The organism is Mesorhizobium sp. WSM4823 (genome assembly GCF_055811195.1).
In genome coordinates this window covers 395,259-415,347 of the sequence record NZ_JBVVQL010000003.1, presented here as the reverse complement: position 1 = coordinate 415,347, position 20,089 = coordinate 395,259, and the positions used below count along the sequence as shown (strand labels likewise).

The following is a 20,089-nucleotide window of genomic DNA, read 5'->3' as shown; positions in this document are numbered from 1 at the left end:
GTGAGGCCGGCCTGCAAATGGCGGTTTCCTGCGCTTCCGGTGCTCACGTACTTGAGTACGCTCCGCTCCGGTTCTCGGAAACCGTCATTTTCGACTCGGCCTGACCTGAATCTCAACACACCTCGGCGCATGGCCTCGAACCAAAGGTTCCGAAAGGATCATGGTGAATTCGAAAGTCAGTTGCGAACCAAACTCCGGATCAGGCCATCTCGACCCAGACCGGCAGGTGGTCCGAGCCGACCGCATGCCGGTCGACCGACAGGCGCTTCAGCGATTTGGCGAGCGAGGCGCTGGTGAAGACATAGTCGATGCGCTTGTGGCGGCTGATGTCGTCAGGCCGCTCGGGGTCGACCCAGGTGATGAGGTCGGCGCCTGTAGCGGCAAGGCGCGCGGCGGCATCGACGGCAAGATCGGCGGTCACAGGCATGCCGAATTCGTGATCCGGGTGGCCGGCGAGTTCGACATATTCCGGCGATCCGGCCAGCATGTTGAAGTCGCCCATGACGACGAAGGCTTCGGGACAAGGCAGATCCGGCAGGCCGACCTCGGCGACGCCGGACAGCGCGCCGCCTTCGATTGCATAGTTCAACAGGCGCTGGCGCAGAAACCGGAGCTGGCTCAAACGTTCGACCGGGCTGCGATGATCGAGATGGGTGGAATAGAAGCGGATGAAACCAAGCGGCGTCTCGATCAGCGCCTCCAACGCGCCGCGCTGGAAGTTCATCACTTCGAAGCTGCGGCTGCGCGGCAAGAGGAGATTGCGCGACAGATGAACGGGCGTTTTCGACAGAACCATATTGCCGAGTTGGAAGGTGGTGGTGACGGCGCGGCCGTTTTCCAGACGCGAGCCGACATTGGCCTCGAAATTGCTGCCGTAGACGGCGAAGTATTCGGGCAGCGCCTCGCCGAGCTCGGCCACCATGTCGCGGCCGCCATTGTTGGGATTGTTGCGCGAAACCTCCTGCAGCGCGATCACGTCGGCGCTGCGCACGGCATCGGCAATGCGGCCGACATCGTAGCGCCCGTCGAGGCCGACGCCGTAGTGGATGTTGTAGGTTACGAGCTTCATTGCGACTCCGGCCATGTTCATAAACAGCCTCGCCCTTCGCCCCGCCTTGGTTTAGAGCAGTGCCAAAGATTTAGAGCAATGCCGCAAGGCCACTAGCAGAAACTCAGCAATCCGATGAAATTTCTCGATCAAGCCAAGGTTTATATCCGCTCCGGCGACGGCGGCGCCGGTTCGGTGTCGTTCCGGCGCGAAAAATTCATCGAGTTCGGCGGTCCCGATGGCGGCGACGGCGGCCGCGGCGGCGATGTCTGGGTGGAGGCGGTCGATGGGCTGAACACGTTGATCGACTATCGCTACCAGCAGCATTTCAAGGCCAAGACCGGTACGCACGGCATGGGCCGCAACATGACCGGCGCCAAGGGCGCCGACGTTACGCTGAAAGTGCCGGCGGGAACGCAGGTCTTTGCCGAGGACAATGAGACGCTGATCTGCGACCTGACCGTCGTCGGTCAACGCTTCCTGCTGGCCAAGGGCGGCAATGGCGGCTTCGGCAATCAGCACTTCAAGACCTCGACCAACCAGGCGCCGCGCCGCGCCAACCCAGGGCTGCCGGGCGAAGAGCTCAACATCTGGCTCAGGCTCAAGCTGATCGCCGACGCCGGTCTGGTCGGGCTGCCCAATGCCGGCAAGTCGACTTTTCTGGCCGCTGTGACCGCGGCCAAGCCGAAGATCGCCGATTATCCCTTCACCACGCTGCATCCGGGCCTGGGTGTGGCCCGCATCGACGGGCGCGAGTTCGTCATCGCCGACGTTCCGGGTTTGATCGAAGGCGCCCACGAAGGCGTCGGTATCGGCGATCGTTTCCTCGGACATGTCGAACGCACGCGCGTCCTTCTGCACCTGGTCTCCGCGCAGGAAGAAAATCCGGGGAAAGCCTACAAGACCGTGCGCACCGAACTCGACGCGTATGGCCATGGGCTGATCGAGAAGGTCGAGATCGTCGCACTTTCCCAGGTCGACACGCTCGATGCCGACGCACGCAAGAAGAAAGTCGCTTCGCTGAAACGCGCCGCCGGCCGCGCGCCGATGCTTTTGTCCGCGGTCACCGGCGAAGGGGTCGAAGCGGTTCTGCGGGCGCTGATGGCGGTTGTGGCCGAGGCCCGCGAAGCTGCCGCCACGCCGGTCGAGACGCGCTGGAACAGATAGCCATGGCCGCGCAGTCGCTGAGAAAATACCGGCGCATTACCGTCAAGATCGGCTCGGCGCTGCTTGTCGATCGCACGACGGGCCTGAAGCGCGACTGGCTGGCTTCGCTTGCCCAAGACATCGCCGTGCTGGCTGAAGGCGGCGCCGAAATCCTCGTCGTGTCGTCCGGCGCGATTGCGCTGGGCCGCACCATTCTCGGCCTCGGCAAGCGGGCGCTGAAGCTCGAGGAGAGCCAGGCTGCGGCCGCGGTCGGGCAGATCGCGCTGGCTGGCGCCTGGTCGGATGCGCTCGGCAAGGGCGGCCTGAGATCGGGCCAGATCCTGCTGACGCTCGGCGACACCGAAGAGCGCCGCCGCTATCTCAATGCGCGGGCGACGATCTCGACGCTGCTCAAGATGAAGGCGGTGCCGGTCATCAACGAGAACGACACGGTGGCGACCTCCGAAATCCGCTATGGCGACAATGACCGGCTGGCCGCGCGGGTGGCGACGATGATGGGCGCCGACCTCCTGGTGCTGCTCTCCGACATTGACGGGCTGTATACGGCGCCGCCGGCCAAAGACCCCAGCGCAAAGTTCATTCCGGTCATCGACCGCATCACCCCTGATATCGAGGCGATGGCCGGTGCGGCGGCGTCCGAATTGTCGCGCGGCGGCATGCGGACAAAACTCGACGCCGGCAAAATCGCCACCGCCGCCGGCACTGCCATGATCATCACATCAGGCACACGGTTATCGCCGCTCATGGCGATCGAGCGCGGCGAGCGGGCGACTTTCTTCCGGCCGAGCGCCAATCCGGTCAAAGGCTACAAGACGTGGATCGCCGGGCAGCTCGAACCGGCTGGCCGGCTGACTGTTGACGCCGGCGCCATCGGTGCATTGTTGTCGGGCAAGTCGCTGCTTCCGGCAGGCGTCAAGCTGGTCAGCGGCAATTTCTCGCGCGGCGACACGGTGGCGATCCTGTCGCCCGAGGGCCGCGAGATCGCGCGCGGACTGGTTGCCTACGATGCCGCCGATGCCGTAAGGATCGCTGGCCTGAAGACGGCCGAGATCGAAACCGTGCTCGGCTACGAGGCGCGTTCGGCAATGATCCACCGCGACGACCTTGTGGTGAGCCATTCCGGTGACCAAGTACGGGCCGGTGACCAAGTAGGGACCGGTGACCAGGTAATCGGTGACCAGGTACATAGCGGAGGATGAGCCATGCTGAAGCTGCATGAAAAATCCCGGGACGACACTGCCGGGCTGATGGCCGATATCGGCCGCCGCGCCCGTGCTGCTGCCCGCCCGCTAGCCATCGCCACGACCGCCGCCAAGAATGCTGCGCTTCTCGCCATGGCCGACGCCATCATCACCCGTGAGCAGGATATTCTCGGCGCCAATGCCATCGATATCTCGAACGGCCGCGAGTCGGGGCTTTCCGCCTCGTCCATGGACCGGCTGAAGCTCGATCCAGCGCGCATCCACGCCATGGCCGACGGCATACGCGATATCGCCGAACTCAGTGATCCGGTCGGCGACGTCATCGCCGCATGGGATCGCCCGAACGGCTTGCATATCGAGCGCGTGCGCACGCCGCTCGGCGTTATTGGTGTCATCTATGAGAGCCGGCCAAACGTGACGGCAGATGCCGGTGCGCTCTGCCTCAAGGCCGGCAATCCGGTGATCCTGCGCGGTGGTTCGGATTCGCTCAATTCCTCCGCCGCGATCCATGCCTGCCTAGTCGAGGGGCTGAAGGCGGCCGGTCTGCCGCAGGATGCCATCCAGCTGGTGCCGACCACCGACCGCGCCGCCGTCGGCGAGATGCTGAAAGGCCTCGGCGGCAATCTCGACGTGATCATTCCGCGCGGTGGTCGCAGCCTTGTCGAGCGTGTGCAGAACGAAGCTCGGGTGCCGGTCTTTGCCCATCTCGAAGGCATCTGCCATCTCTATGTCGACCGTTCGGCCGATCTCGACATGGCGGTCAAGATCGCCGTCAACGCGAAGATGCGGCGCACCGGTGTCTGCGGTGCGGCCGAAACGCTTTTGGTCGACCGTGCCGTCGCGTCCACCCATCTGGTGCCGATCCTTGACGCGTTGCGCGCGGCTGGATGCGAGATCCATGCCGATGCCGAAGTGCTGAAGCTGTTCTTCGACGCCAGTCCGGCAACCGATGCCGACTGGATCACCGAATATCTCGACGCGATCATAGCGGTGAAGCTGGTCGATGGCGTTGCGGGCGCGATCGAGCATGTCGAGAGGTTTTCCTCGCACCACACCGAGGCTATCATTGCGGAGGATGCGCAAGCAGTCGAACGTTTCTTCAGCGAGATCGATTCGGCGATCCTTCTGCACAATGCCTCGACGCAATTCGCCGATGGCGGCGAGTTCGGCATGGGCGCCGAGATCGGCATTGCCACCGGCAAGATGCACGCGCGCGGTCCGGTCGGCGTCGAGCAGTTGACGTCATTCAAGTACCGCGTGCGCGGGTCGGGACAGGTGCGGCCTTGACGCTTTTCGTCGTTAGAGCCTGAGGCATGCTTTCGCAGTCCGAACAGCTCGTTCCCTCCCGCTACCTCAAAATGCCGCATGCCGAGAAAGGCCTGGCTGTCGGCCTGTTCGGCGGTTCGTTCAATCCGCCGCATGCCGGCCATGCGCTGGTCGCCGAGATTGCGCTCAGGCGCCTGGCGCTCGACCAGTTGTGGTGGATGGTGACGCCGGGCAATCCGCTCAAGAGCGCACGGGAGCTGGCGCCGCTGACTGAGCGGCTTCGCCTGTCCGAGCAGATCGCCAGGAATCCGAAGGTCAAGGTCACCGCCTTCGAGGCCGCGCATCACGTCCGCTTCACCGCCGATACGCTGGCGCTGGTCAAGGCGCGCAATCCCGGCGTCGACTTCGTCTGGATCATGGGCGCCGACAGCCTGCGCGACTTCCACCACTGGCAGCGCTGGCGCCAGATCGTCATGACGTTCCCGATCGCGGTGATCGACCGTCCGGGCGCGACGCTGTCCTTCCTGTCCTCGGTCGTCGCCAAGACCTTCGATTACGCACGTGTCGACGAGGGCGACGCGCCGCGGCTGGCCCGCATGAAGGCGCCGGCCTGGACCTTCATCCACGGCCCCCGCTCGTCGCTGTCGTCGACCGCGATCCGTAAGATGGCGAAGGGATAGGAGTCTCCCTTCTTCCACAACAAGGGGATAGGGGAAGCTCACTGATGTCGCTTTTGCGGCGGCCTTTCGCCGTCGGGTAGGCGATCCTGTGCGGGCATGACGATTATCGAGCAAAACCAGACCAGACCCGATTCGGCGCAGGGCAGCCCACCAGCCCCGGTGATCGCCATTGCCAGCGTCGTCCTGTCCATGGCACTTGTGGCAGTCGGCAACGGACTGATGTTCGCCTATATCCCGGTCCGGCTCGGCGCCGACGGCTTCGATCCGACCTGGGCCGGGCTGATCGTCACCGGCCTTTCGGCCGGCGGCCTGGCGGGCTGCATCCTGACCGGCCCGCTGGTACGGCGCGTCGGCCATGCGCGCGCATTCATGGTACTGTCGGCGTTGATCGTGTTGTCGAACGCCGCCGTCGGGGCCGGGCCGCACCCGCTGTCGTGGATCGCGGCACGCGCGCTCTACGGCTTTGCCATATGCGGACTGTTCATCGTCGCGCAGAGCTGGCTAAACGATGCCGTCGCCAACGCCATTCGCGGCAGGGTCATGGCGGTTTTCTATGTCGCCTATGTCGCCGGGCTCGGCGTCGGCTATGCCACGCTGGCACTGATCGACATAAGGGCGGCGGACGCGCCTTTGATCGGCATTGCCTTCACGGCGCTTTCGATCCTTCCGGTTGGACTGACGCGCCTCGCCCAGCCGCCGGCACCGCAAGCGGCATCGGTGGCAATTGTCCGGGCGTGGCGGATTTCGCCGGTGGGCGTTGCCGGCATGCTCGCGGTCGGCGGCCTGTCGATGACCATTTCGGGGTTCGCGCCGATCCATGCCACGGCCAAGGGTTATAGCCAGGCGGATGTGGCGCTGCTTTTGTCGGCGATGCCGGTCGGCACGCTGATCCTGCAGATCCCGCTTGGCTGGATTTCCGATCGCACCGACCGGCGCTATGTGCTGATTGCAGCCTCGGCGCTGGCCCTGGCTGCGGGCCTATTTGCTCTCGGCTTCGACAGCGGTGCGCTGGCGGCGCTTGTCGTCATCTACATAGTCTGGGACGGTGCCTCGGAATCGATCTATTCGCTGGCCAGCGCGCATGCCGCCGACCGCGCCGGCAAGGACGACATGGTGGCGCTGTCCAGTTCGCTTCTGTTTGCATGGTCGCTGGCGGGCTTCGTCGTGCCCGCCATCGTGACCGGGCTTTCCGCTGTCTATGGAACGCAGGCCTTCATCTTTGTGGCCATTCTCATTGCCGCTGCCTTCTGCCTGTTCGTGCTGTGGCGCGTGATGACGACGGTGGCCGTTCCAGCGGCCGAGACCGGCAATTTCGCGCCGATGAGCGCGCAAGCGCCGCTGCCGGTGGAGCTGGCGTTTCCGTCCGAAGAGCAGCGCCGTGCGAACCAATAGACCTACGCTGGGAACAGATCATCTCACTGTCTGGTGGCAACTTCCTGCCGTGGCGCTTCCGGTGGCGGCGCGGGTATAGAAATGCCTTCGCTGTCGAACGCCTGCTTGGCGCGTTTGGTGAGATCGATCTGGGTGGCGAAGAAATCCGCGGCCGAGGTCCAGTAGCGCAGAGTGATGGCGACATTGCTGTCGCCGACGGTCGCCACAAAGGCAATCGGCGCTGGGTCCCGCCTGACACGTCGTTCGGTGGCGGCGACACCAAGCATGGTTTTCTGCGCCAGATCGATATCGTTCCAGGAACCGATGGTGAGCGTGATGTCGCCACGGCGGACGCCGTTGCGCGTATAGTTGCGAACCGGCAGGTTCCACAGCGTCGAATTGGGCGCGAGGACGTAGACGCCTTCGACTGTCCGCAGCTGCGTGGCGAACAGTCCTATTTCCTCGATGGTCCCTGAGATAACGCCAACCTCGACATATTCGCCGATGCGGAATGGCCGTAGCGCCAGCAACATGATGCCGGCGGCAATGTTCTGCAGCGTGCCTTGCAGCGCCAGGCCGATGGCCAAGCCGACGGCGCCGATGGCGGCAATGATCGAGGCAGTCTGGACGCCGAACTGGCCGAGCACCATGATAACGACGAGGATCAGTATGGCGTAGCGGGTGATCCTCGAGAAGAAGTGGCGCAGCGTCGCGTCGAAGCCATGGATATGGCCAAGACCGGCGTAGATCGAGCGTTGGGCAAGACCGGCGACGATATAGCCGAGGACCAGCAGGATGACGGCGCCAATGGCCGAGAATGAGTAGGAGACGATCAGCGTACTGAGCTGTGCAAGCCCGGCCTGCACGGTGACAACGGCGTCCTGGGGATCGATCGGCATGGCGGGGGGGTCCGATTGGTCAATGCGCCGATAACCCCGGCACGGCGGCAAGAGTTCCGATTTTTCTTCAACTGCGGAGCAGCAAGAAACGACACTTCGCTGGCCACCGTGCGGTTGCCGTCTTGAAACTGCAACCTAACTCTGCCTATCTAAGGGGTGTCACCTGCTTTGAAGGGTGATTTGGTTGTTCTTGCTGCGAAAGGAAATACACTGAGAACAGCACTTCGGAAGAAGGCCGACATCGTGCCTTCGCCGGCCGGGATCAGCGTAAACGACGCCGTGTCCCGCGCCATCAACACAGTCCTTGTCAGTCTGGAAGACTCCAAGGCCGAAAACATCGTCTCAATCGACATTCAGGGAAAATCGAGCCTCGGTGACTATATGGTCATCGCGTCCGGCCGATCGCACCGTCATGTCTCGGCTGTTGCCGATCATCTCCTCAAGGCGCTCAAGGATGCCGGTCTCGGCACGGCGCGCGTCGAGGGACTGGCCGGCGCCGACTGGGTCCTGATCGATTCGGGCGATGTCATCGTCCATGTCTTCCGCCCTGAAGTCCGCGATTTCTACAATCTCGAAAAGATGTGGCAGGCGCCGGACCTCGACGGGGAGACCCTCCACTGAGTCGCATTTGGTTGATGCATGTCGTTTCCCAAGACCGGTGACCACTTTTGGTGACATGCATTAGCGGCTCTTCGAGGCAGGGATGAAAATTACCGTTCATGCCGTGGGCCGGATGAAAGCCGGCCCCGAGAAGCAGCTCGCCGACCGATATTTCGAGCGCTTCGCCAAGAGCGGGCAGGCTGTGGGGCTCGAATTCTCAGGTGTTGTCGAGATTCCGGAGGGCCGCGCCCAAACCGCCAATGAGCGCCGGCGCGAGGAAGGCCAGAAACTGCAGACGCAGTTGCAGCCTGGTACCGCGCTGATGCTGCTGGACGAACGCGGCCGGAACTTTTCCTCCGAGGATTTCGCCGGCCGCATCGGCCTGTTGCGCGACGGCGGCCGCAGGGCACTTGTGATTGCTATCGGCGGTGCCGACGGTCACGACCAGTCGCTGCGCGACCAGTCCGATCTGATGGTGTCGTTCGGCGCACTGACATGGCCGCACCAGCTGGTCCGTGTCATGTTGGGCGAACAGCTTTACCGGACGGCGACGATCCTGTCGGGCCATCCCTATCATCGCTCGTGAGTTCAGTTTCCAATCCGAAACCGGTGGATCGGCGTGAGCCGCCCGGATTTTCGCCTCAATGGGTCACGAGGCTGTTTGCGGTCGGCGGGGCTCTCGAACATGGTTGATGGTTCGTTAACGAAGCCACACATAGAGTCGGGCTTCAATGTCTGAAGGTTGGAAATCGCGAACGGGCTTTTGGCGCGTGCGCTGCGGCTTGGCAGCGGCGGCGCTTGCGCTGTCGCTCGGTGCCGCGCGGGCGCAGGACAGGCTCGACATGACGCCCGACCCGGACCAGAGCCGGGCCGAATACGAACGCGTGTCGAAGGAGATCACGCTGTCGTCGGAGCGGCTGGCCAAGCTCGCCGCCGACATGGCGAGCGTCAAGAAGGATCATGCCTCGATCACCGCTGCGCTGATCCAGTCGGCGATGACCGAGCAGAAGCTCGGCCAGGACATCGAGGATATCGGCGCCAAGCTGGAAGGGCTGAAGGGGGAGGAGCAGAAAATCCGCGCGTCGCTGGCCGCGAGACGCGACGTTCTCGCCGAGGTGCTGGCCGCGCTGCAGCGCATGGGGCTCAATCCGCCGCCGGCCATCCTGGTCAAGCCGGAGGACGCTCTGTCGTCGGTGCGCAGTGCCATCCTGCTCGGCGCCGTGGTGCCGGAACTGCGCCAGCAAACCGAGATATTGCTGGCGGATCTCAAGGAGCAGTCGCGGGTGACGGCTTCGATCGAGGCGGAGCGGGGGCGGTTGACGGCTGCGGTCGGCGAGCAGGCGGCGGAAAAGAAGCGGCTCGGCATGCTGCTCGAAGCCAAGCAGAAGCTCGAGGCCGAGACGGAGACGGCGCTGGCCGCTGAAAAGCAGCGATCCGCAGCTCTGGCGGCAAAGGCCGGCAGCTTGAAGGAACTGATCGCCTCGCTCGAGGCCGACAAAGCCCGCAAGGCGGCGAACGCGGCGAAGGCAGCCGAGCAGAAGGCCGCGGACGCCGACAAGGTCCCGGCACCGGATACCCCGGCACAGACTGAACTGGCGGCCCTGCCGGTCCCGGAAGCCAACCGGCTCACCGCCGCCGCGCCGTTTTCGGCGCTCCAGGGGCAGATCGCACTGCCTGTAATCGGCAAGATCAAGCGACGGTTCGGGGCCAGCGACAGTAACGGCGCAGTGATGCTCGGTGACATGGTTGCGACACAATCGGGAGCCATCGTCACCGCGCCAGCAGACGGAAATGTGCTTTATGCGGGACCTTTTCGCTCCTATGGTCAACTCTTGATCCTGAACGCGGGTGACGGCTATCATGTCGTTCTGGCGGGGATGAGCAGAATCAGCGTCGCGTCTGGCCAGTCAGTGCTCGCAGGAGAGCCGGTTGGCGCGATGGGAGAGGCCCGGGTGGCGAGCACCTCGGCATCGAAGAATGGAAATGCCACGCCGGAGCTCTATGTTGAGTTCCGCAAGGATGGAAAACCCGTCGATCCGACCCCATGGTGGGCGGACCGTTTCTCTGGAAGGACGTGAGATGATGCGGAAACTGTCGCTTCTGTTTGCCGGTGCGCTGATGGGCGCATCCGCGATGAGTCTGGTCTATGGCGCGCCCGGCTCTACGGCGAACGCTGCGGGCTCCGAGACCTACAAGCAACTGGCGATCTTCGGTGACATCTTCGAGCGGGTGCGGGCGCAGTATGTGACGCCGCCCGACGACAAGTCGCTGGTCGAAAACGCCATCAACGGCATGCTTACCTCGCTTGACCCGCATTCCTCCTACATGAACGCCGAAGAGGCGCAGGATATGCGCGTGCAGACCAAGGGCGAGTTCGGCGGCCTCGGCATCGAAGTCACGATGGAGAACGATCTGGTCAAGGTGATCACGCCGATCGACGATACGCCGGCCGCCAAGGCGGGTGTGCTTGCTGGCGACTATATCGCCAAGATCGACGGCGAGGAGGTTCGCGGCCTGAGCCTCAACGACGCGGTCGAGAAGATGCGCGGACTGGTCAACACGCCGATCAAGTTGACCATCCTGCGCCAGGGCGCCGACAAGCCGATAGAGCTGACGGTGGTGCGCGACATCATCAAGGTCAAGGCTGTCAAGTTCCGGGTCGAGAACGACGTCGGTTACATGAAGATCACCTCCTTCACCGAAAAGACCCATGACGATCTCGAGAACGCAATCGAGACAATCAAGAAGCAGGTGCCGAAGGAAAAGCTCAAGGGCTACGTGCTCGATCTCAGGCTCAATCCGGGCGGGTTGCTCGACCAGGCGGTGAGCGTGTCCGACGCCTTCCTCGACCGTGGCGAGATCGTCTCGACACGCGGTCGCGATCCGAAAGACGTCACCCGCTTCGACGCGCGGCCCGGCGACGACATCGACGGCAAGCCGCTTGTCGTGCTCGTCAATGGCGGCTCGGCCAGTGCGTCCGAAATCGTCGCCGGCGCTCTGCAGGACCTGCGCCGCGCCACGGTGGTCGGCACGCAGTCGTTCGGCAAGGGTTCGGTGCAGACCATCGTGCCGCTTGGCGAGAACGGCGCGCTGCGCCTGACGACGGCGCTCTATTACACGCCGTCCGGCAAGTCGATCCAGGGCAAGGGCATCACCCCCGACATCAAGGTCGATCAGCCGTTGCCGCCGGAACTGCAGGGCAGGGACCTGACGCGCGGCGAGTCGGACCTCAAGGGCCACATCAAGGGCTCCGACGAGGGTGACACCGGTTCGGGCTCGGCAGCCTATGTGCCGCCGGAGCCGAAGGACGATCTGCAGCTTATCTTTGCCGAGCAGTTGCTGCGCGGCGAGAAGACCGATCCAGCGTTCCCGCCGAATCCGGACAAGGCTGTTTTGAACCAGTAGGGGCTGTTTTGAACCAGTAAAGGTCGATCAGCCGGACAACAGGTCTGGCTGCCCGATCGAAGCGATGCAATGCTGCCGGGGTCGCAAGGCCTCGGCAGTTTGATTCGGGGGAACCGCGGCTGGGGATGCGGCTTGGCTGACATCGGCAACGACATCGAACGTCCACTCGGGCAGACCGTCCGACCGCCCCGCGCTGCCGGCAGGATCAGTGCCGGCACGGTCGCGGCCACTCTCCTGGTGCTGGCCGTGATCGGCGTCTCGGGCGCGATCGCATTGCGTGAAAAGCCGTTTCGAAAGCTGGAAGAAGTCGCCGTTTCGACACCGAAGACGACAGCGATAGTCGAATCCGCGGCGCCGGCCACTGAGCCTGCGGCGCCATCGAAGGCGCAAACTACACCCGAGACGAGCGCGTCCACGACGGGCGGGCCGCAGATCATCCATATGAAAACCGAACAGGACGGGGGTCCGCCCAGGGCGGCCATCGTCATCCGCGACCCTTCGACGGTCGGCCAGAACCTGAGGGTCGCGCATATTCCCGACAGGGCGCTGATCGAGACCGGCGAGACCGGCCCGTTGCCGGTTCGCGCGGCCGACGGAAGGCGGCCGTTCGATGTCTATGCCCGACCGTGGTCCGGCGCGCGCGGCGCGCGCGTGGCGATCGTCATCGGCGGGCTTGCGGTGTCGCAGACCGGCACGCAGGCGGCAATCGCCAAGCTGCCGGCCGAAGTGACGCTGGGCTTTGCGCCGCAGGGCAACAGCATCGACCGCTGGATGCAGGCGGCGCGGCAGAAGGGCCATGAAATCGTCATGCAGGTGCCGCTCGAACCGTTCGACTATCCGAACGTCAATCCGGGCCGTAATACGCTGACGGTCGCGGCGACGCCGGACGAGAATTTGAAGAATTTGCGTTGGGCGCTGTCGCGGACGACCAACTACACGGGCGTCATGAATTATATGGGCGCACGTTTTTCGGCTGATCCGGCGGCGATGGGGCCATTTTTGGCCGAGCTTGGCAGGCGCGGCCTGGCTTATGTCGACGACGGTTCGTCGGCGCGCAGCGTCGCGCCCGATCTGGCGCTGAAGGACGGCGTGCCCTTCGTTGCCGGCGACACCTCGATCGATGCGGTGCGGGACCGCGGCGCCATATTGAAGAAGCTGGACGAGCTGGAATCCACCGCGCGGGCGAGAGGCTTTGCTGTCGGCATCGGCTCGGCTTTCGACCTGACGGTCGACACCGTGTCGGCCTGGGTGATCGAGGCCAAGAAACGCGGTATCGAGATCGTGCCGATTTCGGCAGTAGCGATCGATCCGGAAAAAAGCTAGCAGCTGCCTTGAAACCCGCTCCACGGCTGGAAAGACCGAGTGATGGCAACAAGAAATATCGATCCCGAGACGCTGCCTTATCGTCCCTGTGTCGGACTGATGGTCCTGAACGGCGACGGCCTGGTCTGGGTCGGCCATCGCATTGCCGAGGCGGATAGCGAATTCGCCGGTGCGACACAGCTCTGGCAGATGCCGCAGGGCGGCATCGACAAGGGCGAAGAGCCGCTGCAGGCGGCGAAGCGGGAGCTCTACGAAGAGACCGGCATGCGCAGCGTCTCGTTGCTGGATGAGGCACCGAACTGGATATATTACGACCTGCCGGCCCATCTGGTCGGCATCGCATTCAAAGGGCGATATCGCGGCCAGACGCAAAAATGGTTTGCCTTCCGCTTTCACGGCGACGAGAGCGAGATCCAGATCAATCCGCCTCCGGGCGGCCATACAGCCGAGTTCGATCAATGGAGCTGGCGGCCGATGCGCGAACTGCCCGACCTGATCGTGCCGTTCAAGCGCAAGGTCTATGAGGACGTGGTGGCGGCGTTCCGGCATCTGGCGGCATGACATGCAGATCAGACGCCAATGTTGCGACCCACATGATCTGTTCTTACTGATAGGCTGATCCGCCAGAGATCGGGACTGGCCAGAATTTAGGGGCTGGGATGAGCAGCGCGTCCGGAAAATCGCCGCGTCGAACGGATCAGACCAGTTCGCAGCTCGTCAGCGAAGCGGCGGCGGGCGCCATATTGACCATCGATCTCGGCGCCATCCGCGAGAACTACCGTCGCTTGAAAGCCCAGTTGGGGGGCGCGCGTTGCGCCGGCGTCGTCAAGGCCGACGGATATGGGCTTGGCGCCGGGCAGGTAGCAACGGCGCTGATAGCCGAAGGCTGCGATACTTTCTTTGTTGCGCATCTGACGGAAGGCGCCTTGTTGCGTCAGGCGCTCGGCTCAGCTGTGACGATCTATGTCTTGAATGGCATCCCGCCGGGCGCCGAAGCCGAAGCAGTCGAAGCAGGGCTGGTGGCGGTCATAAATAGCGCCGGCCAGCTCGCCGCCTGGCGGGCGGCGGCTGAGCGTTCAGGCCGCACGCTGATAGCCGCGATCCAGGTCGACAGCGGCATGTCGCGGCTCGGCATGGCGGCGGTGGAGGTGGAAGCGGTCGCTGCTGATCCACGGGCTTTCGACGGCATCGACGTCGCTCTCGTGATGAGCCATCTCGCCGGTGCCGACGAGCCCGAGCATCCGGCCAACGAACAGCAGCGGCTTGAGTTTGAACGGCTGCGAAGGATGCTGCCGAAGGCGCCGGCCTCGCTCGCCAATTCCTCCGGCATCTCTCTTGGCCATCCTTTTTGCTACGACCTCGCCCGGCCCGGTGCGGCGCTCTACGGCATCAATCCGACGCCGGGCAAGCCTAACCCGATGCTGCCGGTGGTGCGGTTGGAAGCAAAGGTAATCCAGACGCGGATGCTGAAGGCCGGCGCCGGCGTCGGCTACGGCCATGCCTTTCATGCGCCGGCCCCGCTGGCTGCCGCGACGATCTCGCTCGGCTATGCCGATGGCTGGCATCGACGCGCCTCGGCGGCGGCGTTTTTCGATGGTGTGCGACTGCCCTTCCTCGGACGCGTATCGATGGACTCGATCATCCTCGACATTTCGGCGCTGCCGCCCGACCGGCTGAAGGCGGGCGACCTCGTCGAACTGATCGGGCCGTCGCAGACGGTCGACCAGGCGGCAGGCCATGCCGGCACCATCGGCTACGAAATCCTGACCAGCCTTGGGCATCGCTTCCACCGGCGCTATGTCGACGGTTGAGCGGTTTCGCCGCGCTTGACAAGCGAGGGCTTCTCGGCAAGGCTTCGTGCATGAGCAACCTCGCCCATATCAGAACCTGTTTCAGGGTCTGCCCCATCGCGGGAGCGTAGCCCCGGGACGGCTGCCGTTGGCGGCCGCCTGAATCGGGGCATTTAAATCACGGACATCATCATCGAGCCTTCAGCACATTGCGGCTGCCGGCTCTTCATTCGGCCGTCGCTGACCCGACGGCAGCGCGCATTCGTTCGATGCGCCAAGTTCACGAGGTTTGCCATGCAACATGCAACGACACGGCCTGGTCCGCGAAGCCGGATTGTGGTCAGCGACGCCGATCACGACCGGCTGACCGGCTTGGCCAGAGCCTATCTGGAGCGCGCGCCCGCCATGGCCGAAGAGCTGCTGGCGGAAATGGATCGAGCCAGGATCACGAGGGCGGCAGCGATGCCGGCAGGCGTGGTGCGGATGGGTTCGACGGTGACGATCCTCGGAAAGGACGGGAGCACGCAACGCATTACGCTGGTCTATCCGGGCGAAGCCGACATTGCCGAAAGCAGGATTTCGGTGTTGACGCCGCTCGGGACGGCTCTCATCGGAGCAGCCGCCGGCCAGGTTGTGAGCTGGCGAAGCCGTGACGGCAGAGACCTGTCGGTGACCATCGACGCTGTCGAGGCGCTCTCATCCGCCCGACTGTCTTGATCGGGAGGTTTTCATGACAAGCATTTCCATGACAGGCACAAGCTGTCGCCTGACGATAAAGGATTTTTCGGTGCTTGAAGCAATTCTGGCACGTAGGCGGGCATTCGCCGACTCGATCGTGCCGATGCTTGAACACAAGCTCTCGCACGCCCGCATCGTCCCGATCGACTCGGTCGAGCCCAATGTCGTAACGCTGAACAGCAGGGTGGTCTTCCGCATCGATTCCGGGTCGTCGGAGACGCGAACTCTGGTGCAAAACGAAATGCGCGGACCGGTCGGATCCAGCTTGCCGGTTACAACTAGGCGGGGGCTTTGCATGCTCGGCATGGCACAGGGTGAGACTGCGCTTGTCGAGCAGCCGGACGGCAGGCGGGAATTGATGCTGATCGACACCGTGCTTTATCAGCCTGAAGCAGCGCGGCGAGCGGCAGAGGAAAAGCAGATGGGCGAGCGGCGGCCGCACAAACTCACCCTTGTCCATAGCGCCGCAGCCAACGACAGGCCACTTGGCGAAATGGGTAAAATCCGGCAGACAGGGGAGGACGATCCCGGCCCCTCGGCGGCGTGATCGGCCTTTAAGGAGCGAGCGATGAAGATCTTCGTGCTGGGCGGCGGCGTCATCGGGGTGACCACCGCCTACTATCTTGCCGAGGCCGGCCATGAAGTGACTGTTATCGACCGCCAGAAGGGGCCTGCGCTGGAAACCAGCTTTGCCAATGCCGGCGAAATCTCGCCCGGCTACGCCTCGCCCTGGGCCGGCCCCGGCGTCCCGCTGAAGGCGGTCAAATGGCTGTTGATGAAGCATGGTCCGCTGGTGGTGCGACCGACGTTCGATCCGCATATGTGGATATGGCTGGTCAGGATGCTGCGCAACTGCACGGCCGAGCGCTATGCGGTGAACAAGGCGCGCATGGTGCCTTTGGCCGAATACAGCCGCGACACGCTGAAAGCGCTGCGCGAGGCGACCGGCATCGCGTATGACGAGCGCGCCAAGGGAACGCTGCAGCTGTTTCGCACGCAGCAGCAGCTTGACGGCACGTCAGGCGATGTCGAGGTGCTGAAGACCTATGGCGTTCCTTACGAGATACTCGATCCCGACGGCTGCATCGCGGCCGAGCCGGGGCTGGCAGGGGTGCGTGAAAAATTCGTCGGCGGCCTGCGGCTGCCGGGCGACGAAACGGGCGACTGCAAGATGTTTACCGACCGCCTGGCGGAGCTCTGTGTGGCGCGCGGCGTTACCTTCGAATACGACACGTTGATCAGGCGCATCATCCGCAAGCGCAACAGTATCGCCAATATCAATACCAACAAGGGTTGGAAGAAAGCCGACGCCTACGTGATGGCGATGGGCAGCTATTCGGCCAAGTTCATGCGCATGCTGAGGCGGTCCATACCGGTCTATCCGGTCAAGGGCTATTCGATCACCCTGCCGATCAAGGATGCTGCCGCAGCACCGGTGTCGACGGTGATGGACGAGACCTACAAGGTGGCGATCACCAGGTTCGGCGACCGCATCCGGGTTGGTGGCACGGCGGAGATTTCCGGCTTCGACATGAGGCTGCATGAATCACGGCGCCGCACGCTCGAACATTCGGTCGGCGATCTTTTTCCCGGCAGCGGCGACATGCGGTCGGCCAGCTTCTGGTGCGGGTTGCGGCCGATGACGCCGGACGGGCCGCCGCTGATCGGCCGCACCGAGTTTTCCAACCTCTATCTCAACACCGGCCACGGCACGCTTGGCTGGACCATGGCCTGCGGCTCGGCCAGGGTGCTGGCCGACATCGTCTCCAACCGGGTGCCGGACATCAATGTCCGCGATCTCGGGCCGGAGCGATACCAGCGGTAGGATCAGGAGGCTTCTTTCATCCAGCCTTTGAAAGGCGGTGACTTCGCGCGCCGGTCAGTCTCGTCAGACGAATAATCCCCGTTCCCGTTCCACCGCCTTGGTGATGAAGCTGGCGACGATCTGGACGCGGCGCAGCGGCCTGACCGATTCATGATAGACCAGCCAGTAGGCACGGCGGATGGGCGCGACGATGTCGACAGCCACCAGTTCGGGCATCGAACGGGCGACGAAGGTGTGCAGGATGCCGATGCCGGCGCCGGAGCGCACCGCTTCGGCCTGGCCGAGTGCCGAGGAGATGGCGAAGCTGGTGCGCCAGTCGGCGCTGAACTCGGCCGCATAGTCGAGCGAAGGGCTGACGATGAGGTCCGGCACATAGCCGATCAGCGTGTGCCGGCCAAGCTCGGCAGGCGTCTCAGGCAGGCCATGCGCGTCGGCATAGGCGCGGGACGCGAACAGGCCGAGCGTGTAGTCGACCAGCTTGCCTGCCACCAGCCTGCCTTCGGTCGGTCGCTCCACGGTAATAGCGATGTCGGCCTCGCGCCGCGACAGCGAGAAGGAACGCGGTACCGGCACCAACTGGATGGTGAGTTCGCGGTGAAGCGCCGTCAGTGCGCCGAGGCGCTTAGCCAGGAAGGCGACGCCGAAGCCATCAGGCGCGCCGATGCGCACGGTGCCGGAGACATCGTCGCCTTCGCCCGCCACGGTCGAGCGCGCGGCGATCATATCGCCCTCCATGCGCTCGGCGATGTCGAGGAAGCGCTCGCCCGCCGGCGTCAGCTCGCTGCCGGTGGTAAGCCGGCGAAAAAGTTTTGTGCGCAACGCCTCCTCGAGCGCGGCGATGCGGCGCGAGACTGTGGCGTGGTTGAGCTCCAGCCGCCTGGCCGCGCCGAGGATCTGGCCGGCTCGCGCTACTGCGAGGAAGATGCGGACGTCATCCCAGTTCATGGGGATGGTCCGGATGACGATTACGGCAGCGCTCTACGGCGCCCCCCTCTGTCCTGCCGGACATCTCCCCCTCAAGGGGGGAGATTGGCGGTTTTGCCGCAGGCGTCTCTCTTGCTGCGGTGAAGATTTGCGAAGGCGGGCGTGACAGCCGATCTCCCCCCTTGAGGGGGAGATGTCCGGCAGGACAGAGGGGGGCGGTGAAGGAACTCAATCTCAATCCATGTATCTGCAACCACACCCATTTTGCGAGAATTGATGCGCAGCCGTCAACCGTTATCCATTTTCTGCACAACGGTTGCGTTCTCGCTCGCGTTGCCATTCGTAGCGCAAAGGCGGACAATGCCGCATCACAAATACAGGGAGAGAAACCATGATCGAATACGGTCATTTCATCGGCGGCAAGCGTGTCGCCGGAACCAGCGGCCGCAAGCAGGACGTCATGCAGCCGATGGACGGCACGGTGCGCGGCACGGTGGCGCTGGCTTCGCAGGCGGAACTGCGGGCGGCGGTGGAAAACGCCAAGGCGGCGCAGCCCGGGTGGGCGGCGACCAACCCGCAGCGGCGCGTGCGCGTCTTGATGAAATTCCTCGAACTGGTCGCCAGGGAATATGATTCGCTGGCCGACATTCTGGCGCGTGAGCACGGCAAAACCATCGCCGACGCCAAGGGCGACATCCAGCGCGGGCTGGAAGTGGTCGAGGTCTGCATCGGCGCGCCGCACATGATGAAGGGCGAGTTCACCGACGGCGCCGGCCCCGGTATCGACGTCTATTCGATGCGCCAACCGCTCGGCGTCGTTGCCGGCATCACGCCGTTCAATTTTCCGGCGATGATCCCATTATGGAAGATCGCGCCGGCCATCGCCTGCGGCAACGCCTTCATCCTGAAGCCTTCGGAGCGCGATCCGGGCGTGCCGCTGCGCATCGCCGAGCTGTTCATCGAGGCCGGCCTGCCGGCGGGCATCCTCAACGTCGTCAACGGCGACAAGGAGGCGGTCGACGCCATCCTCGACGACCCTGATATCAAGGCAATTGGTTTCGTCGGCTCTACGCCGATCGCCCACTATATCTATTCGCGCGGCACCGCCTCGGGCAAGCGCGTGCAGTGCTTTGGCGGCGCCAAGAACCACATGATCATCATGCCGGACGCCGACATGGACCAAACCGTCGACGCGCTGATCGGTGCCGGCTACGGTTCGGCCGGCGAGCGCTGCATGGCGATCTCGGTGGCTGTCCCGGTCGGCAACGACACCGCCAACCGGCTGATGGAAAAGCTGGTGCCGCGTGTCGAAAGCCTGAAAGTCGGTCCGTCGACGGATTCATCCGCCGATTTCGGACCGCTGGTGACGGCGCAGGCGCTGGAGCGGGTCAAGAGCTACGTCGACATTGGCGTCAAGGAAGGCGCCAAGCTGGTCGTCGACGGCCGCGGCTTCTCGATGCAAGGCTATGAGAACGGCTACTATATGGGCGGCTGCCTGTTCGACAACGTGACAGCAGACATGCGCATCTACAAGGAAGAGATCTTTGGGCCGGTGCTCTCGGTGCTGCGCGCGCCGACGTACGAGAACGCGATCAAGCTCGCCAACGACCACGAAATGGGCAACGGCGTCGCCATCTTCACTCGCGACGGCGATGCGGCCCGCGATTTCGCCTCGAGGGTCCAGGTCGGCATGGTCGGTGTCAATGTGCCAATCCCGGTGCCGATCGCCTATTATACGTTCGGCGGCTGGAAAGCGTCTTCCTTCGGCGACCTCAACCAGCATGGGCCGGACGCGTTCCGTTTCTACACCAAGACCAAGACGGTGACCTCGCGTTGGCCGTCCGGCGTCAA

General features: G+C 64.0%; 19 protein-coding genes. 16 read left to right on the top strand and 3 right to left on the bottom strand.

The window, feature by feature from the left end; translation table 11 throughout:
* Positions 1 to 199: 199 nt before the first annotated feature.
* The gene (locus AC0L26_RS10745; RefSeq protein WP_473632485.1) at positions 200 to 1,069 is read right to left on the bottom strand and encodes an endonuclease/exonuclease/phosphatase family protein; all 870 of its coding nucleotides are present in this window, start codon (positions 1,067 to 1,069) and stop codon (positions 200 to 202) included.
* 114 nt (positions 1,070 to 1,183) lie between these two features.
* Here AC0L26_RS10745 and obgE point away from each other — a divergent pair, with 114 nt between their 5' ends.
* The 5 genes from obgE to AC0L26_RS10720 all read left to right on the top strand — a co-directional run bounded on the left by obgE (position 1,184) and on the right by AC0L26_RS10720 (position 6,755).
* Positions 1,184 to 2,215 carry a GTPase ObgE gene (gene obgE / locus AC0L26_RS10740; protein ID WP_352928330.1) on the top strand — a complete coding sequence of 344 codons (1,032 nt, stop codon included), beginning with the start codon at positions 1,184 to 1,186 and terminating at the stop codon, positions 2,213 to 2,215.
* Between the two features lie 2 nt (positions 2,216 to 2,217).
* Positions 2,218 to 3,414, top strand: a complete 1,197-nt coding sequence (gene proB / locus AC0L26_RS10735) for a glutamate 5-kinase (protein WP_473632484.1) — start codon at positions 2,218 to 2,220, stop codon at positions 3,412 to 3,414.
* Between the two features lie 3 nt (positions 3,415 to 3,417).
* Complete coding sequence (locus AC0L26_RS10730; protein ID WP_473632483.1) at positions 3,418 to 4,704, top strand: glutamate-5-semialdehyde dehydrogenase; 1,287 nt, start codon at positions 3,418 to 3,420, stop codon at positions 4,702 to 4,704.
* A 71-nt stretch (positions 4,705 to 4,775) separates the two neighbouring features.
* A complete protein-coding gene (locus AC0L26_RS10725) occupies positions 4,776 to 5,363 on the top strand; it encodes a nicotinate-nucleotide adenylyltransferase (RefSeq protein ID WP_473632710.1) in 588 nt (195 codons plus the stop codon).
* Positions 5,364 to 5,459: 96 nt separating this feature from the next.
* Positions 5,460 to 6,755 (top strand): MFS transporter, encoded by a 1,296-nt coding sequence (locus tag AC0L26_RS10720; RefSeq protein WP_473632482.1) that lies wholly within the window; start codon positions 5,460 to 5,462, stop codon positions 6,753 to 6,755.
* A 23-nt stretch (positions 6,756 to 6,778) separates the two neighbouring features.
* Here AC0L26_RS10720 and AC0L26_RS10715 read toward each other — a convergent pair whose 3' ends face one another.
* A complete protein-coding gene (locus AC0L26_RS10715; RefSeq protein ID WP_473632481.1) occupies positions 6,779 to 7,633 on the bottom strand; it encodes a mechanosensitive ion channel family protein in 855 nt (284 codons plus the stop codon).
* Between the two features lie 243 nt (positions 7,634 to 7,876).
* Here AC0L26_RS10715 and rsfS point away from each other — a divergent pair, with 243 nt between their 5' ends.
* From rsfS to AC0L26_RS10665, 10 genes are all read left to right on the top strand, one after another.
* Entirely contained in the window at positions 7,877 to 8,254 is a 378-nt protein-coding gene (gene rsfS / locus AC0L26_RS10710; protein ID WP_473632480.1) for a ribosome silencing factor, read from the top strand.
* A gap of 82 nt (positions 8,255 to 8,336) precedes the next feature.
* Positions 8,337 to 8,819, top strand: coding sequence for a 23S rRNA (pseudouridine(1915)-N(3))-methyltransferase RlmH (gene rlmH / locus AC0L26_RS10705; protein WP_473632479.1), 483 nt, complete (start codon positions 8,337 to 8,339; stop codon positions 8,817 to 8,819).
* A gap of 145 nt (positions 8,820 to 8,964) precedes the next feature.
* The gene (locus AC0L26_RS10700; RefSeq protein WP_473632478.1) at positions 8,965 to 10,311 is read left to right on the top strand and encodes a murein hydrolase activator EnvC family protein; all 1,347 of its coding nucleotides are present in this window, start codon (positions 8,965 to 8,967) and stop codon (positions 10,309 to 10,311) included.
* Position 10,312: 1 nt separating this feature from the next.
* Positions 10,313 to 11,638, top strand: coding sequence for a S41 family peptidase (locus AC0L26_RS10695; protein ID WP_352928316.1), 1,326 nt, complete (start codon positions 10,313 to 10,315; stop codon positions 11,636 to 11,638).
* A gap of 132 nt (positions 11,639 to 11,770) precedes the next feature.
* The gene (locus tag AC0L26_RS10690; protein ID WP_473632477.1) at positions 11,771 to 12,961 is read left to right on the top strand and encodes a divergent polysaccharide deacetylase family protein; all 1,191 of its coding nucleotides are present in this window, start codon (positions 11,771 to 11,773) and stop codon (positions 12,959 to 12,961) included.
* Positions 12,962 to 13,003: 42 nt separating this feature from the next.
* Positions 13,004 to 13,522, top strand: a complete 519-nt coding sequence (locus AC0L26_RS10685) for an RNA pyrophosphohydrolase (RefSeq protein WP_473632476.1) — start codon at positions 13,004 to 13,006, stop codon at positions 13,520 to 13,522.
* A gap of 98 nt (positions 13,523 to 13,620) precedes the next feature.
* Entirely contained in the window at positions 13,621 to 14,772 is a 1,152-nt protein-coding gene (alr, locus tag AC0L26_RS10680; protein ID WP_473632475.1) for an alanine racemase, read from the top strand.
* Positions 14,773 to 15,045: 273 nt separating this feature from the next.
* On the top strand, positions 15,046 to 15,468 hold the full coding sequence (gene rnk, locus AC0L26_RS10675; RefSeq protein ID WP_473632474.1) for a nucleoside diphosphate kinase regulator: 423 nt from the start codon (positions 15,046 to 15,048) through the stop codon (positions 15,466 to 15,468).
* A 13-nt stretch (positions 15,469 to 15,481) separates the two neighbouring features.
* Positions 15,482 to 16,036, top strand: a complete 555-nt coding sequence (locus AC0L26_RS10670) for a GreA/GreB family elongation factor (RefSeq protein WP_473632473.1) — start codon at positions 15,482 to 15,484, stop codon at positions 16,034 to 16,036.
* Positions 16,037 to 16,057: 21 nt separating this feature from the next.
* Entirely contained in the window at positions 16,058 to 17,314 is a 1,257-nt protein-coding gene (locus AC0L26_RS10665) for a D-amino acid dehydrogenase (RefSeq protein WP_473632472.1), read from the top strand.
* A 63-nt stretch (positions 17,315 to 17,377) separates the two neighbouring features.
* Here AC0L26_RS10665 and AC0L26_RS10660 read toward each other — a convergent pair whose 3' ends face one another.
* Entirely contained in the window at positions 17,378 to 18,259 is an 882-nt protein-coding gene (locus AC0L26_RS10660) for a LysR family transcriptional regulator (protein ID WP_473632471.1), read from the bottom strand.
* Positions 18,260 to 18,629: 370 nt separating this feature from the next.
* Between AC0L26_RS10660 and AC0L26_RS10655 the strand changes: the two genes are divergently transcribed.
* Positions 18,630 to 20,089 (top strand): CoA-acylating methylmalonate-semialdehyde dehydrogenase (locus tag AC0L26_RS10655; protein WP_473632470.1); only part of this gene is annotated, 1,460 nt, incomplete at its 3' end.